At 57.3% G+C, this 16,575-nt stretch carries 12 protein-coding genes; 1 reads left to right on the plus strand and 11 read right to left on the minus strand.

Annotated elements, in window-relative coordinates; translation table 11 throughout:
- Positions 1 to 40: 40 nt before the first annotated feature.
- From mukB to cmoM, 4 genes are read right to left on the minus strand one after another with little or no spacing between them, the layout of a single operon-like run.
- The gene (gene mukB, locus AAH446_RS04455; protein ID WP_342905489.1) at positions 41 to 4,504 is read right to left on the minus strand and encodes a chromosome partition protein MukB; all 4,464 of its coding nucleotides are present in this window, start codon (positions 4,502 to 4,504) and stop codon (positions 41 to 43) included.
- Complete coding sequence (gene mukE / locus AAH446_RS04460) at positions 4,501 to 5,229, minus strand: chromosome partition protein MukE (RefSeq protein ID WP_342905490.1); 729 nt, start codon at positions 5,227 to 5,229, stop codon at positions 4,501 to 4,503. The genes mukB and mukE overlap by 4 nt, the downstream gene beginning before the upstream one ends.
- Positions 5,210 to 6,532: a chromosome partition protein MukF gene (gene mukF, locus AAH446_RS04465; protein WP_342905491.1), complete on the minus strand. Its 1,323-nt coding sequence runs from the start codon at positions 6,530 to 6,532 to the stop codon at positions 5,210 to 5,212. Before mukF ends, mukE begins: the two co-directional genes overlap by 20 nt.
- Complete coding sequence (gene cmoM, locus AAH446_RS04470) at positions 6,525 to 7,313, minus strand: tRNA uridine 5-oxyacetic acid(34) methyltransferase CmoM (protein WP_342905492.1); 789 nt, start codon at positions 7,311 to 7,313, stop codon at positions 6,525 to 6,527. Before cmoM ends, mukF begins: the two co-directional genes overlap by 8 nt.
- A 127-nt stretch (positions 7,314 to 7,440) precedes the next feature.
- Between cmoM and elyC the strand changes: the two genes are divergently transcribed.
- Positions 7,441 to 8,232, plus strand: a complete 792-nt coding sequence (gene elyC / locus AAH446_RS04475; protein ID WP_342905493.1) for an envelope biogenesis factor ElyC — start codon at positions 7,441 to 7,443, stop codon at positions 8,230 to 8,232.
- Here elyC and AAH446_RS04480 read toward each other — a convergent pair.
- The 7 genes from AAH446_RS04480 to AAH446_RS04510 all read right to left on the minus strand — a co-directional run bounded on the left by AAH446_RS04480 (position 8,212) and on the right by AAH446_RS04510 (position 16,524).
- Positions 8,212 to 9,105, minus strand: coding sequence for a YcbJ family phosphotransferase (locus tag AAH446_RS04480; protein ID WP_342905494.1), 894 nt, complete (start codon positions 9,103 to 9,105; stop codon positions 8,212 to 8,214). The genes elyC and AAH446_RS04480 overlap by 21 nt on opposite strands.
- A 114-nt stretch (positions 9,106 to 9,219) precedes the next feature.
- Positions 9,220 to 9,966 carry a 3-deoxy-manno-octulosonate cytidylyltransferase gene (kdsB, locus tag AAH446_RS04485; protein WP_342905495.1) on the minus strand — a complete coding sequence of 249 codons (747 nt, stop codon included), beginning with the start codon at positions 9,964 to 9,966 and terminating at the stop codon, positions 9,220 to 9,222.
- Complete coding sequence (locus AAH446_RS04490) at positions 9,963 to 10,145, minus strand: Trm112 family protein (protein WP_024967624.1); 183 nt, start codon at positions 10,143 to 10,145, stop codon at positions 9,963 to 9,965. Before AAH446_RS04490 ends, kdsB begins: the two co-directional genes overlap by 4 nt.
- 84 nt (positions 10,146 to 10,229) lie before the next feature.
- Entirely contained in the window at positions 10,230 to 11,438 is a 1,209-nt protein-coding gene (locus AAH446_RS04495) for a winged helix-turn-helix domain-containing protein (protein WP_342905496.1), read from the minus strand.
- Positions 11,439 to 11,490: 52 nt separating this feature from the next.
- A complete protein-coding gene (lpxK, locus tag AAH446_RS04500; RefSeq protein ID WP_342905497.1) occupies positions 11,491 to 12,480 on the minus strand; it encodes a tetraacyldisaccharide 4'-kinase in 990 nt (329 codons plus the stop codon).
- The gene (gene msbA, locus AAH446_RS04505) at positions 12,477 to 14,225 is read right to left on the minus strand and encodes a lipid A ABC transporter ATP-binding protein/permease MsbA (protein WP_342905498.1); all 1,749 of its coding nucleotides are present in this window, start codon (positions 14,223 to 14,225) and stop codon (positions 12,477 to 12,479) included. The genes lpxK and msbA overlap by 4 nt, the downstream gene beginning before the upstream one ends.
- A gap of 34 nt (positions 14,226 to 14,259) precedes the next feature.
- The gene (locus tag AAH446_RS04510) at positions 14,260 to 16,524 is read right to left on the minus strand and encodes a ComEC family protein (protein ID WP_342905499.1); all 2,265 of its coding nucleotides are present in this window, start codon (positions 16,522 to 16,524) and stop codon (positions 14,260 to 14,262) included.
- Positions 16,525 to 16,575 lie beyond the last annotated feature (51 nt).

Consider the following 16,575-nt stretch of genomic DNA (forward strand, 5'->3'; position numbering starts at 1 on the left):
CTTATTTTTCCATATACGGCAGTGGATATTTTCGCTCAGCTCAGGATGAAATCTGCTGGGCTTCTTCCTCCGTCACGACGTTTGCCGCGACCGGATCGGCACCAAAGCCGCGCAGGCCAACGACGTGAACGTGCTCAACGTTGTTAACGACCTTACGGACCAGCTTATAGGTAGTGCCTTTTTCTGGGCTGATATTTTCCGGCGCCGCAATGATCAGCTGCATTTCAAGACGATCGCAGAGCTCAAACAGCGTGGCGATTGACTTGGCATCCAGGCGCGCCGCTTCATCAAGGAATAGCAGACGACATGGAGAAATATCCTTCCCGCGCAGCCGTCGTGACTCCTCTTCCCAGCTCTGCACGACCATCACCAGAATGGACATCCCGGTCCCGATCGCCTCACCGGTTGAAAGCGCGCCGCTTTCTGCACGCAGCCAGCCATCCGAGCCACGGTTAACCTCCACCTCCATCTCCAGATAGTTGCGGTAATCCAGCAGCTCTTCACCGATAGTTTGCGGCGTACGCTGCCCCATATCGATTTGCGGATTCAGGCGCTGATAGAGCTTAGCCAGCGCTTCAGAGAAGGTCAGACGGTTGCTGTTGAACAGATCCTGGTGCTGCTCATGCTGCTCAGAGAGCACATCCAGCAGCGTGGCGTGGGACTCGCGCACGTTGACATTGAGACGTACGCTTTTCACCTGGCCGAAGCTGACGGTCTGTAGTCCCTGGTTCAGCTGGCGGATACGGTTCTGCTCGCGCTGGATCGTTTTGCGGATGATGTTCGCCACGCTGCGGGTGCTTATCGCCAGCATCTGCTCACGGGCGGTAAGCTCCTCGGTCAGGCGACCCAGTTCAATCTCCATCTGTTCGATCGCCTCTACCGGATCGTCAGTGCGGATAATATCCTGGCGGATACGTTCGCGCAGATGCTGGTAGACGGCAATAAAGAACTGAATTTTACGCTCTGGTCGTTTCGGATCTTCCGATAAGCGCAGCACGTCGCGCAGGTGTTCGTTATCGGCCACCGCAAGACGCAGCGCCCCCAGCGCCTTATCCGACATTGAGCGCAGCTCATCGCCGCTGAGATAAGCAAATTCGCGCCGGTGCAGCCTGCGCTCCACGCCGTTATCTTTCACCAGACGAAGTACGGTCACCCATCCCGCCTTGGCATAAACAACCTGCTCACGGCTCTGGCGGTAATCACGCTCAACGCGCTTCAGTTTTTTCTGTAGCGCATCCATCTCGGCCTCGCAGAAGGTCAGCTGCTTCTCAAGCTGATTACGGCGGGCGCGGTTGTTGCTGAGCGCAGAATAGAGTTCATCGCGGCGCAGCCGGGCGCGCTCCTCCGCGCTGGCATCGGCCTGAACGCCAATATCCTGCATCTCCTGCTGAAGCTCTTTCAGCATGTCGCGTTTGGCATCCCAGGAGCTTTTCAGTGAGGCGAGCACCTGAGAATACTGGGTAAGCTGAGCCTGGTGAGAGCGCAACTTCTCGCGGGCGCGGGCGCGTTCAGCCCCGGCGTGCTCAAGACGCTGGCGCAGTTTTTCGTTCAGGTCGCTGTTGCCATCAAGCATCCCGGCGGAATCCACATAACCGAAATGGGCGCGGCGCTGGACGACTTCAGTAATGGCAAAAGCCTGCTGACGTGCATCACGCTGTGCCTGACGGGCCTGCTCATAATCGAGCTTAAGCTGCTCGTGCTGCTCAGGATCGCTTTGCAGCACGGCAACAATTGGCTCAAGTTTTATCAGCTGCTGTCCGTGCTGTTGCAGGAAGCGGGCGGCTTCCTGCGCTTCATCCAGTCTTTCCAGCAGTTCGTCATAGCGATCCTGCAAGGTTTCATCCTGCAGCAGGCTGACACGCGGCATTAGCCTGTTGAGCTGGGAGACGCCCTCTTTCGCCTGGTCAAACTGCTGACGCTGCTGCTGGTTTTCACTGTCATGCGCGCTGAGCGCCCGTTCCAGTTCGCCGCGGCGGCCATTAAGCTGGCGGATTTCCGCTTCCGGATCCGGCTCAAAGGCCACGCCCAGATGCGTACCGATAAAGCGGCTGAAGGATTGATGCAGACGCTGCGTTTTCTGGACATCAAACGACAGGGTTGCGTAGCGCTCCGCCAGCGTTTCCCGTTCGGCATGAAGCTTTTCCAGCTGATTTTCGCGCGCCGCACGGCCAAACAGAGGGACTTTCGGAAACCGGGAATAGCGCCACTGACGATCGCCCGATTTCACAACCACCGCTTTTTGCAGCTCTTCAACGTTGAACACGCTGTCATCAAAAGACTGCGGATCTCCCTCGATCAGGTAAAGATCCTCAGGGCACTCTTCGAGCCCGTCGAGGTGCTCGCGCACCAGCGACAGATCGGGCACAACGATAGCGTGACGCGATGGACCATAGAGCGCCGAGAAGTAAGGCGCATCGTCCAGGCTGACATCGTCGTAAATTTCAGAGAGCAGTACACCACCGAAACGCTCCGCCAGGGTGTTCAGGCGGGCGTCACCCGCGCCGCCCGGCTGGCTCAGACGCTCGATTTGCCTTTCCACGCTGCGCTTGCGGGCGGCGACTTCATCACGCTCGACGCTCGTTTCGCGCTCGCGCTCCAGCAGCAGCTGCATATATTCCGTTACCTGCTGACTGCTTTCCAGCGCCTGCCCGGTCTGTTCGCTCAGCTGACTGAGAATTTCCTGCGCCGCCAGCCAGTGAGGCGCCTGCCGGGTCAGAAGCGCAATGCGATCGCGGATCTGCTCCAGCTCCTGACGTAGCGCCATACGGCGCTCACCGGCGTCAGCGACGCTTTCGGAAAGCTGCTCAATCCGAGCTTCCAGTTCAATCTGTAGCGCTTCCAGCTCATCGGGATCGTACTGCTGCCCCTGCCGTTTGCAGAACTCATTCAGCAGGCGTTCGGCATCCTGCTGCTCCCTGAGACGCTGCTCCATTTCGGCAACACGCGAACGCAATGACTGAAGCTGTTCGGCGTGATAGCGCTGATTGCCCGCATCGCGCAGCAATTCACGTCCGGTCTGGTAAGCTTCGCTGCGGCTAACGGAACCGGCAATGCGGGTTACCAGCTCAAACGCCTGTTCGAACTGACCGTGCGCCGCGTCGGCCACGCTCATTTTCTGTTCGAGCATCAGCAGGCGCTCGGTCGCCTCCTGCTCTTTCGCCTGGAAAGTTTCCTGCCAGCTTTCGGCATTGTCACTGTTCAGATCGGGGATCTGGCAGAGCGCCTGAGCACGTTGCAGCGCCTGAAGTGCCTGCTGATACTGGATAGCACGCGTCTGCTGCACGTCCAGCGCCTGCTGGTAGTCCGCCAGCTGGCTTTTCAGCTCATCAACTTCCAGCTCGGCCGCTTCGGCACGGGCTTCATTCTCTTCGTGGATCTCACGCGCTTCCGCCACGACTTCGCTCTGCTCTTCCAGCCGGTAGGTAAGCTCCTCGATGTCACCTTCGTAACGTTCGATCTTCTCCTGCTGGCGCATCGCCGTCTGCACCAGGTTCAGATGATCGCTGGCGCTCTGGTAGTCGGTTTCAAGATCGCTTTCCGCGCCGCTGTGCTCAGCCAGCTCCCGCGCCATCTCGACGTGGCGATACTGCTCTACCGCCAGCTGTTTACGGCTTTCAAACAGATCGCTGCGATGAAGCATGGCGCCATCAAGATGAATCCGCCGCTCGTTGGCATGCCGCATATAGTCCGCGGCCACGTAGCTGGTGGCTTCAGAGATCAGATGCTTAAAGAGATCGCGATCGGACTGGGTAACGCGGATCGCCTCCAGCGTCATCCGGTTTTCGCGCAGCGCCGCTTCCATATCCTGGAAAGCTTTACGTACGCCGCTATTCTCCGGCAGCAGATAGTCACGCAGCGAGCGGGTGATAGCGCTGGAGATCCCGCCGTAGAGCGAAGCCTCGATCAGGCGATAGTATTTGCTGCGATCGGAAGCTGAACGCAGCCGGCGCGCCACGATGCCCAGGTCGAACATCAGCGAGTGGTAATCGGTGATGGAATTAAACTGTCTGAACTGGACGCTTTCCATCGCCTCGAACTTCTCTTTCAGTTCGCTGAGCGGCAGCACGCGCGCCTGTCGCGCATTCACGGTTTCAGTCAGAATTTCCGTTGGGTTGATGCTGGTTGGCAGGCCGTGAATACTGAATGGCTTGATGTCCACTTTGCGATCGCGGCCGGCAACCTGCTGCAGGCGTACGCCGACGATCACGCGCTGATGCAGCGAGTTGACCACGTCCAGCGCCGCATAGCAGACGCCCGGACGCAGTTTGCCGTGCAGGCCCTTATCCCGCGAGCCTGATGTCGCCCCCGCTTCCGTGGTATTACGGAAGTGCAGCAGCGTCAGATCGGGGATCAGCGCCGTAATAAATGCCGCCATGGTGGTAGATTTACCGGCGCCGTTTCCTCCGGAGAGCGTGGTCACCAGCTCATCCAGATCGAAAGTCCGGGCAAAAAAGCCGTTCCAGTTAATCAGCGTCAGCGAGCGAAATTTTCCGCGTTCAATCATGCCTGTTCATCCTCCGCGTTACCGGACGGGCCGCTTTGCGCCTCGCCCTCTTCTTCGCTTTCATCATTCAGCGCCAGGCCACTTTCCAGAGACATCGCCTCGCCATCCCTGATCATTCTTAGCTGTGCCTCAAGCGGATCGTCACCGCTACGCACGTCGGCGCCGAAACGGAACACCGATTCGATGATGCGGAACTTGCTGTTGTCATTGCCCATAAACCACACCATGCCAAGACGGCGCAGGCGATTCAGCGACGCGCGAATTTTTTCCTGAAGCTTCTGGTGGTCAAGGTCGGAACCGGTTGAACGCTGGTTTACCAGCTTCAGCAGCTTGTTCTCGTCAGCCAGAGAGAGCAGCTCATCGTAAAGCTCCTGCTGGGTGAAGATGCCTTCGTTCGCCAGTCTTTCCGGGCTGAGATAGAGATAGCAGAGAATTTTTCCCACCATCATATCCAGCTCGGAGAGCACCGATCGCGGGATCAGGGTCGTGGATCGCGGCCGCAGATAGAAAAACCCCTCCGGCGCGCGAATTAATTCCACATTGTAACGCGCATAAAATTCTTCCAGGAACTCCTGGTAATCCATCAGAAAAGCGTGATTATCCAGCTCTTCAATGCCCACGTGGCGGCCGGCGCGCAGCTGGCTATCCAGCGCCGGAAAAAGCGGATTAGCCAGCGCCTGTGCCAGCTTGACCGGCATCACTTGTTCAATATTTATCGATGACATGCGCCTGTACCTTGGCTCCGTAATCATTAATGACCTGCCACTCTGCGGGCAGGCCGGAGAAATCTGCTTCGGCCACGCCCAACCGCACGGCCTGATCGACAACGATGCGCGCCACGTCAAAATGACGCGCCCGCGGATACTGCGCCAGATAGTCACGCATCACGGCACCCAGATTGAGCGGCTTTTGCTGCGCTTTATAGATCGCCAGCGCTTCTTCAATCATCGCGGCAAGCTGCTCGCGAATTTCGTTAAACTCTTCATACTCCAGCTCGGCCGGCAGTTCGCCCGTCACCTCTTCGTTACGCAACGTCAGTTCTTCATCGCGCACGTCAAAAAGACGCTCTGCATTCGCATGGGTGAGCGTCCAGGGGTGATCAAAGTAGCTCTGCACAGACTGACGAAGACGCTGGGCAAACACCCGGTTTTTATCCATATCGATGGCGGTACGGATAAATTTATGCACGTGGCGATCGTAACCGATCCAGAGATCGATGGCCTGCTGTCCCCAGCTGATAATGCGGTCCAGCTTGTTTTGCAGGTCGAAAACCAGCTTATCGACAAAGCCCAGATCCGGGCTGGTCATGGTGGCGTCCTGAATGCGCAGCAGGTTTGCCTGAAGCTTGTCGCCAGCCGCCTCCAGCGTATCCTGCAGCTCGCGCAGCGTACCTGAGGTTTCGTTAAGCAGCAGCTCACAGCTTGAGATAGCCGCGCGCCAGTCTTTGTTCAGCAACTGCGCGATATCATCTTTTACCGCCTGCTGCTGCTCATCCATAATGCGCTGCGTAATATCGATGCTGTCAAAAATTTCCGCTACGGAGTACTTGAGCGGGGCAAAGACGTTGCGGTGCCAGTGGAACTCGTCACCGTTTTCCACGGCGGCATCTGCGGCACGCTTCAGCTCACCGGCCACGATGGAAAGTTGCATTGAAAGCCGCAACGTTGAGAATTCGCGCTGGCGGATATAGTAATCGGTGATGCCGATAGCCAGCGGCGTCAGACGATAGATGGCGTTGCCTTCAGAAAACTCACTGGTGAAGCGGTTGATCAGGCGCTGGCGCACCATGTCGTTGATGGCGTTGTTGGCTCGGATCAGAACGGTTTCGCTGGTTTGTTCAAACCCTTCACTGACGTGGCGGAAGGCGTCGATCAGTTCGCCTTCGCTCATTTCGCCATCCATGCGCTCCCCGTTTAGGGTGGCTATTGCCAGCAAGAACGCCAGACGTTCGGTGGGCAGCGAGACGGAAAAGTCATTTTTCCGTGCCCAAGCCACCAGTTCCGGTACGGTCTGGGAAAATTCACTCATGGTTCGTCCTGGTTATGGGCTTCCGCGCGGTAACGTGGATATATCGGCCCAAACTTAAAAATGGCTCCTGGCGACAGAAACGTTTCTCCAGCGCCAGAACTTCCTCAAAACGTTCAGTCTGCTTTTGCTTGTCGCGCATATAATCGTGGAATACGCGGATGCCTGCTTTGCGCTCAATCGTAAAACCTGTTTTCTCCAGCCAGCGGTAGACTTGATCCGGCTCGCGGGGGAAATCTGGCGAGAGCGTTTTTCGTTTCCGCTTGCGCAGGTCCGCCTGCATATAGCCAAAATTGCCCAATACCAGCGTCTGCATCATCAGGCCGTTGACGTTATAAAACATCAGGGAGAGCACGCCGCCAGGGGCCAGCGCGTCATACAGGGCCGCCAGCGCGGCTTCGGGGTCGGCGACCCACTCAAGCACCGCGTGAAACAATACCAGATCGGCAGGCTTATCCAAATGTTGCGCGGCCGATTGCGCGCTAATTTGTTTGAATTGCATGTTTTCGCTCACACCTTTTTCGGCGGCGTGCAGGCGGGCGCGCTGGAGCATTTCCTCAGAAAGATCGCACAGCAACACCTGATGCCCTTTAGCCGCAAGGCCGCAGCTGGTCTGCCCTTCACCCCCACCCGCATCCAGCACCTGTAACGGGCCTTCCGGCAAGGTCGCCAGAATCTCATCCAGCTCCTGCCAGACGATAGCCTGCCGGATACGGCCTTTAGTGGTACCGTAAATATTCTTTGCAAACTTCTCGGCGATATCATCAAAGTTGCGATCCTGCATCGTGCGGCTCCGGCTGGTCGGTGGGTGATTCCGGGCGCTATTTTGACATACACTGGAGGAGAATGAACCTTTCCGTCACCGCCTTGCTTTTGGGTGGCGTTTTTTCAGACAAAAGGAAGCCTTTCCCATGCTTTTCACCCTCAAAAAAACGCTTGGCGGGCTGCTGATGCCCCTGCCTCTCCTGCTTATTATTATGGCAGTGGGGCTTTTGCTGCTCTGGTTCAGCCGCTGGCAGAAAACGGGTAAAATAGCGATTTCCTGCGCCTGGCTTTTGTTGCTGTTACTGAGCCTGCAGCCCGTAGCCGATCGTCTTCTGGCACCCACAGAAAACCGTTTCCCTACATGGCAAAATCAGCAGAAAGTCCGTTACATCGTGGTACTTGGCGGGGGTTATACCTGGAACGATCGCTGGGCGCCCAGCTCAAATATGATCAATAACAGCCTGCCCCGGCTGACAGAGGGCGTCCGCTTATGGCGGGAGAATCCGGGCGCGAAAATGATTTTTACCGGGCGAGCGGTGGCAGATAACCCGCTCAGTTCAGCCGAAGTAACTTCACGCGTCGCCCAGTCGCTGGGCGTGCCGGCCACGGCGATTATTACGCTCACCAAACCAAGAGATACTGAACAGGAAGCGCGCGAGGTGGCAAAAGTGATTGGCGACCAGCCTTTTTTGCTGGTGACATCTGCCTCTCATCTTCCACGGGCCATGATCTTCTTTCAGCGTCAGGGGCTTCATCCTCTCCCTGCACCGGCTAACCAGCTGGCGATCACTTCTCCGCTGGGCTTTCTGGAGAAGGCGCTGCCCGCTGCATTCTGGCTGGGTCACAGTGAGCGGGCCATCTATGAATCACTGGGACGACTCTGGCAGCAGATCAAGCCTGCTGGCAAACCGCTGCCGTCAACAGAGCCAGGGAAGTAATGCCTGCGCTGCCGCCCGGAAACGGGCGTGTTCAAACTGGCCGCCGTTAATCAGCCGATCGATTTGCTCCCACATCAGGTAAAGCCAGCGCCGCGCGACGAAGCCCTCCGCGACCGGCGCCCGGCTGAGGTAGTGGTAAAGCAGCGATTCGGGGAGTCCGGGTTCAGAAAGGCGAAAAAGCTCATATTCACGCGGCGCCCAGAGAATAATGCCCGGATCGATCATCCCCAGCAGTTCGTCGCTCCGGACCGCTTTATGCATGCTTCTTAACGATAAATTACCGTGTATAAGGACGCAGGGATCGTTGAAATCCGCCAGCAGATTGCCAAGATTTTCCCTGCTGCGGTAGAGCACACGATGGTCCTCCATCGACAGGACTCGCGGGCGTAAAAAGCCCAGCGTAGACCAGAGCACCTCCACTTTTTGCGCATACCACGCCGGCCAGTGGTTTTCCTGCGTGCTGTCTACGGTACCGACCAGCCCGTGGCTCTCCAGCCGGTGCCAGCCCAGCAGCGCATCGACGATCTGATCCTGTAGCCTGAGCCAGTGCGCCGGCGTTCTTGAGGGGGCTTCAACCGGGATGCCGCCCATCCGTTCAATCAGCAATACTTCATGCTGCGGCAGCTGCTGGCTGATAACCAACCCGTAGACGGCGGGCAGACGGACGGCGCTGTCGCGCGCCAGCATGGAAATTTTAAAGGCTTCCTGAGCCGCCATGCCCCTGACGTTAAAATACTTCGCCACGACAGGCATAGCATGGCCTTTCCCGTCATAGAGGGAATAGAGACTGGCGTAAGGTTGCTCGCTGATGCATTCAAGGCGGCTCAGCGGTTCGCCAAGCACCAGGGAGAGTTCTGACTGAAGTTGTTCCATCTCCTCCTCCTTTACCGACTCTGATCATCATGGACCGGGGAGCAAGTTTTACCGCGAGTCAGATCAAAGTTGGTTAAGAAAAGCGAAACAGGGGCGAATTGGCCCCCGTAGAGATTACTTCATGGCTGCACGAACGCGCACGAGATCTTCCTGCGTATCAACGCCCACGCTCGGGATAGCCCGGGCAACGTCAACGTGGATTTTTTCGCCATACCAGAGCACCCGCAGCTGCTCCAGCAGTTCAATCTGCTCAAGCGGACTCGGCTCCCAGCTCACGTAGCGGCGGATAAAACCAGCCCGGTAACCGTAGATGCCAATATGGCGCAAAAAAGTTTCGCCGATGGTTTCGCGGGAGGTCGCAAAGCGTTCACGGTCCCACGGGATCGCAGCGCGTGAGAAATAGAGCGCATAGCCTCTGGCATCTCTGACCACCTTGACCGCGTTGGGATTAAAGGCTTCTTCCGCTGATTCGATCGGTACAGCCAGCGTGGCCATCCCCGCCTCGCTTTTCACCAGATTATCAGCCACCTGACGCACGATGACCGGTGGGATCATCGGCTCGTCGCCCTGCACGTTGACAATAATGGTCTCATCTGAAAACTGATAGCGTTCAATAACCTCAGCCAGCCGTTCAGTCCCGGAGTGATGATCGGCGCGGGTCATACAGACTTCGCCACCTGCAGCCCTGACCGCTTCCGCCACGGCTTCACTGTCGGTCGCCACAATCACGCGGTCGGCGCCCGACTCCAGCGCCCTTTCCATCACATGAACGACCATCGGTTTACCGTGGATATCAACCAGCGGTTTACCTGGCAGACGCGTGGAGGCAAAGCGTGCCGGGATGATGGCAACAAAATTCATGGGTGGCTCTCTTCAAGCGTCAGGGCCCGGGATTCTGTCTCCAGCAAGACGGGGATGCCGTCGCGGACAGGCCATGCCAGACCATCGGGTTTGCAGATAAGTTCCTGCTGATCTTTGATGTAATAGAGCTTGCCGTGGCAAACAGGACAGGCAACGATTTCAAGTAAACGATGATCCATGGTTTCTCCCTGGTGGACCCGGACAGACAGAGCAGTAGAATATCATAGCTCAGGCGAGAGCCGCTAACCCCCATGATAAGCTGCTTAAACGCGCCAGCCGTTTAGCCATATTTCGGCCAGTTCGACAGGTTGTTTATCAATCACCAGGCTTTCCGCGCCCTGCCAGCGGGCGAACCGGGTCAGCGCCAGCTGAACATCATCGGTAAAGCGCTGACTGACGCGTACTCCCGGCTCAAGCCAGATCTGCCGGATTTGCAGCACCTTCTCCTTGCGCTGCATTTTGGCATCCAGCCGCCCTTTCAGCGCGCCCCTGTGCAATAGCGGCAGGACAAAATAGCCATACTGCCGCTTTGCTTCTGGCGTATAGCATTCCAGGCGATAGTCGAAACCGAAAAGCTCCAGCGCACGCTTACGATCCCAGACCACGGGATCGAAGGGAGAGAGAATTGCCGTATGCGTAGCGGTGGGCATCTTTTCCAGGTAAGGCATCAGGGAACGGTGCAGATAGCATTTGCCCAGTGATTCCACTTCCGTGGCGATAACTTCGCCGCTTTCAAGCCAGCCCAGCACGGTCTCTTCTACCGGTGCCCGCTTAAGCCGGTAATAGTCTGACAGCCAGGCGGTGCGGAACAGACCAAGGCTCTGTGCGCTGTTCCGCAGCATATGCTGTACGGCCTCCTTCTCGTCAAGCGCATGAAGAGCGTCATCCCATTCCGGCAGTACACGCTGGCGAAGATCGTAGACCCGCTGAAAATTATGTCGCCCAATCACCATCAGTTCACCGGCGGAAAAAAGATTCTCCAGGTGCCGCTTGTGGGGTTTCCAGGCCCACCAGCCCGGTTTTTGTCCTGCAGGTGCCTTGAAATCAGCAGACCTGACCGGGCCATGCAGCTCAATATGCCTGAGCAGTGCCGCAATTTCCGCCTGCCAGGTGTGCATCCATGCCTCGTTATATTTCCAGCCAAGGTGCTGGGGATTGAGCATTCTGTGGCGCAGCAGCGGATAATCTTCTGTGGGAATGAAGCAGGCTTCATGTGCCCAGTACTCAAACAGCTCCCCGGCGGAAAGCGCCTCCTCCAGCCAGCGTTGGGGATAAGCGCCAAGGCGACTGAACAGCACCAGATAAGGACTGCGGGCAACAACATGGATAGTATCAATCTGTAACAGCGACATCTGACGGAGCGCGGCGAGCATATCCGCAAATTGTGCTTTACGCGCTGGCGGGCGCAGCAGACCCTGGGCTGCCAGATGAAGATGGCGGGCCTGCTTCAGCGAGAGTTGAGGTAAAGGCATGGTGCACCTTTTGAAGAAAGATGCAGTGAGTTTAGCGCGTTTTTTCTGCGCGCTAAGGACGCCGCTGGGAAATGAGCGAAGTAATACGCTCAAGCAACGCGCTGGCCTCCGGTTCAGGAAGCACCGCATCAACCGGCAGATACCACCAGTTTTCGTGCGCAAAGTGGCGGGCTTTAACCGCGTCTTTCTCCGTCATCAACAGCGTTTCACCCGGACCGGACAAACCGGCAAGCTGGGCTTCGCTGTAGTTCTGATGATCGGCGAAGGGAACTTCCCTGACTGGCCTGACCCCTAACTGCGTCAGGGTGGTAAAGAACCGCGGCGGATGGCCGATGCCGGCCATCGCCACCACATTATCAAGCGTGCTGACCGCACGGGTCTGGCCAGTTTTAAGGTTAACAGCCTCACCCGGCACCAGCCGCATCGGCAGTTCATTCTCTGCGGCGACACCGCCATTGGTGATTACCGCATCCACGCTTTTCAGCCTTTCAGCCCGCTCGCGCATCGGCCCGGCTGGGAGCCACCAGCCGTTGCCGAACCGGCGCACGCCGTCCACCACCACAATCTCAACATCCCTGGCGAGCGCGTAGTGCTGAAGTCCGTCGTCGGTGATGATGAGATCGATACCGCCCTTTTCCACCAGCGCCCTTACCGCATCGCCCCTGACGGGAGAGACGGCGACGGGAGCCCCGGTGCGCTGAGAGATGAGTACCGGTTCGTCTCCCGCCTCGCGCGGCAGGGTTTTATTATTCAGTACCAGCGGATAGCGCGCAGCACTGCCGCCGTAGCCCCGCGAGACGACGCCTGGCCGATAGCCGCGCTGCTGGAGCGCCTCAACCAGCCAGATAACCACCGGCGTTTTACCGTTTCCGCCTGCGGTAAGGTTGCCCACAACCACAACCGGCAGCGGCGAACGCCACGCTTTACGCCAGCCCCACCGGTAGCTGAGGCGGATCAGATTACTGATCGCCCCATACAGCCAGCTCAGCGGCAGCAGCAGCAGATAAAGCGGCGAGCGGCCGCTCCAGATGCGTTCAATCATTGACCAAACTGCATTTTATGCAGCTGCGCATAAGCGCCCCGCTGCGCCAGCAGATCGCTGTGGGTGCCGCGCTCAACGATATAGCCATCTTCCACCACCACGATTTCATCCGCTTTTTCTATGGTTGAAAGGCGGTGGGCGATAACCAGCGAGGTGCGGTTTTTCTGGAGTTCATCCAGCGCGGACTGTATCGCGCGTTCAGATTCCGTATCCAGCGCGGAAGTTGCCTCATCAAGGATCAAAATCGGGCAGTCGCGCAGCAGCGCGCGGGCAATGGCGATACGCTGTCGCTGGCCGCCGGAAAGCAGCACGCCGTTCTCCCCGATCATCGTGTCCAGGCCGTTATCCATTTTATTGATAAAGTCCATGGCGTGAGCCATTTCGGCCGCTTTTTCAATGTCTTCACGGCTGTACTGCTCACTGCGCGCGTAGGCGATATTGTTCGCAACAGTGTCGTTGAACAGATGTACATTTTGCGATACCAGTGCAACCTGGTTGCGCAGGGACCTGAGGGTATATTCCCGCAAATCATGACCATCCATCAAAATCTCACCCTGCTGAACGTCATAGAAGCGGGTCAGCAGGCTGGCAATAGTCGATTTACCTGACCCCGACCGTCCGACCAGCGCCACCGTTCTGCCTTCCGGAATCGATAAATTAATGTTATGCAGCGCAGGCGTATCACGTCCCGGGTAGGTAAAGGTCACGTTGCGGAATTCAATATTCCCTTTCGCACGTTCAATTACGCGGGTGCCTTTGTCCTCTTCCTGCTCGCTGTCAAGAATGGAAAACAGCGTCTGGCAGGCCGCCATTCCGCGCTGGAACTGCGCATTCACGTTGGTCAGGGACTTTAGCGGACGCATCAGCGCAATCATTGCCGAGAAAACAACGGTGATGGTACCGGCGGTCAGCGTTTCCATTACGCTCGGGAAGCTGGCGGCAAAGAGAACGAACGCCAGCGCCAGCGAGGCGATAAGCTGGATAATAGGATCGGAGATAGAGGAGGCGGAAACCAGCTTCATACCCTGCTGTCGCATGCGATTACTGACGCGGCTGAAGCGCTCGCTTTCCACGTCCTGACCGCCAAAGATCAGCACTTCTTTATGCCCTTTCAGCATCTGCTCTGCGCTGGTGGTGACGTGGCCCATCATGTTTTGCATGTTTTTGCTGATATTGCGAAAGCGCTTCGACACCAGGCGGATGGCAAAGGAGACGATGGGTGCCAGCACAATCAGGATCAGCGAGAGCTGCCAGCTGTAATAGAACATCATGATAAACAGGCCGATAATCGACGCGCCCTCGCGCACAACCGTCACCAGTGCGCTGGAGGAAGAAGAGGCGACCTGCTCAGAATCATAGGTAATGCGCGAAAGCAGCGTCCCGGTAGACTGCTGATCGAAGAAGGCGACCGGCATCCCCATCATATGGCTGAACAGACGGCGACGCATCCCCATGACCACGTTACCGGAAACCCAGGATATACAGTAGCTGGAGATATAGCTGGTGACGCCGCGAAGCAGCATCAGGCCGATAACGGCCAGCGGCATCCAGACCAGTACGGAAGAGTTCGCATTGCCGAAGCCTTCATCAAGCAGCGGTTTCAGCAGTGACAGCATGAAGGTATCACCCGCCGCGTTTATTACCAGCGCTATCGCTGCCACAATCAGACCCGTTCTGAATGGCACAATCATCGGCCAGAGTCGGCGGAATGTTTGCCAGGTGGAGAGATCTTTATCCTGATTCATTATTTACCAGCGTTGAATGAAATAGCCGCTCATTCTACCTGGAATCACGTGGGACGCCAAACCACTGATGGTACCATCGGGGCATTATTTCCCCTCTCATACCGCTAACCTGCCAGTTCTGCTGGTAAAATTTCACGCTGATCTGCCCCTCAACCGCGGTGTCATGCCATTTATAGTGATTTTCTCTGTAACGTTTGATTACCCTTAATGCGGGAAGCCGCCATGCGCTGTAGCGTGCGGCAGAAGCCAGTGCGGCCTGACCCGCCACGGCTCTGAGGAATGGCGGAGTTGAAGAGGTTCCACTGCCATGATGCGGAACCTGCACTATATCCGCACGCAGTTCATGCCGGTACAGCCTGACCAGTTCCAGCTCCGCCGGCGCTTCGATATCGCCGGTTAACAACACTCGCCAGCGTCCGTCGCTGACTGCGACAACACAGGACTGATTATTGCCGCTTTTTGTCTCCCCGCGTTCCGGCCACAATACCTGGAAAGTCAGGTTCTGCCAGCGCCAGTAATTTCCCCGCAGACAGGGCTGATTCGCCTTTACCCCTGCACTGCTGTGAATGACCGCTTTGGGAAAAGCAGCCTGCACGCTTTCCAGCCCGCCGATATGATCAAGATGGCCATGGCTGAGGATCAGATGCCTGACGCTCAGGCCCTGCCAGCTCAGCCAGGGAAGAATATAGCTTAAGGCCGCATCACCCCCTTGCCAGCGGTTGCCGGTATCGTAGATCACGGCCTCTCCTTGTCTGGAAATAACGACGGCCAGCCCATGTCCGACATCCAGCATATCCAGGCGCCATTCAGGTCGGGCAACATTGAGCCGCCAGCAAAACAGAGAGGCGCAAAGCGCCATAAGAGTGAAAGGTGACGTGCGGAACCAGGTAAGCCGCCAGGCGATGACTACCAGCCAGACCAGCAAACTGACCGCTGGTGCCAGCTGGTTGACGGCGATCCATCCGGAGGGAAGCGCTTCAAGCGGGAAAAACAGCAGCGCCAGCGTCCGGTCTACACACCACCAGATAAACTGGCCTGCCGGCGTAATAAAATTAAGTAACAGAGCGCAAAAAATAAGTGGAACGGTAAGCAGCGTAACGACAGGTACCGCCCATAAATTAGCCACCAACGCAGTAAAGCTGATGCCGTGAAAAATGAACATTTGTACCGGCATCAGTAGCAGCAACAGGCCGAGCTGGAGATGAAGGAGTCGCAGGATCAGCCAGCGTCTTTTATGTGTAAAGCGGGCCGGCAACGGAAAACACTGATACCAGAAAAGCAGACCCGCCACGGCTGTTGCAGAGAGCCAGAGGCTGTCTGAAAGCGCGCTCAGCGGGTCAAAAAACAGGATGGCACCAATGCAGAGGCTCCAGACCTGCCAGTGAGAGCAGCACCATCCTTTTAGCCGGATTGCGCTCCATACGCTCAAAGCCACTATTGCCCTTGTCGCAGGCGGATTGCCGCCGGAAAGCCAGCCATAGATCAACGCCACAAGCAGCCCCAGCGCGAGTGGGAAGCGGTAGCCAATCCAGCGGGCCGGGAAGAAGAGTTGTAACAGCCTGGCAATTAGCCAGCCCAGCGTGGCGGCCAGACCAGTATGCATGCCGGATATCGCCATCAGATGTGCCGTACCGGTTTCACGCAGTAGCTGAGTTATCTCCCGGCTCACCTCGTCACGTTCGCCAAATGCCAGTCCGGAGATCGGCGCCTGCCACGGCAATTCGCCATAGTTTTTCCGGCTGCTGCTGATGATACGATCCCGCCAGCTGCATGCCGGATTAAGCAGTACCGGCACACTCATCCTGCCAGCGAGCGGGGTCCGGGTGGCGATAGCGAAGCGCTGTGCGTCAAATCCCGCCTCATTTAACCGCGCATGAACCGGTTTCAGCCTGAGCGTCATTCGCCAGCGCTGACCACGGCAAACAGCGTCAGAGAACTTTTGGCCAGAGAGCAGCGCAAAAACGGGGGGGAAAACGGGCTTACCCGCCCGGCTGACAATACGCACCTTCACCCTTTCTGACTGCGGCAGAATTTGTTCGATACGCACTTCCGCCGTAACGGGCCCTGAAGAGAACAATGCTATCTGTTTTTCAGTCTGCCGCCCGGCCTCCACGCTCCAGAGAAACAGCAGCAGAACGACTGCGATATCCGTCGTAGCCCGTTGTCCGGCGATCAATAGCGCGCCCGCAACACAGAGGATCCCCAGGTTATATCCCACAGGGGGAAGATGAGTCAGAACATTCAGAGGCAACGCCGCCGCGATTGCGGCGATTGCCAGCCGGACAAGAGGGTAAGGCATGTCAGCTCTCCATTTTCTGCGGAGAGTGTGCCGTTAAATACCGTCTCTGAC

It is taken from the genome of Erwinia psychrophila (assembly GCF_039023475.1).
GTDB lineage: Bacteria > Pseudomonadota > Gammaproteobacteria > Enterobacterales > Enterobacteriaceae > Erwinia.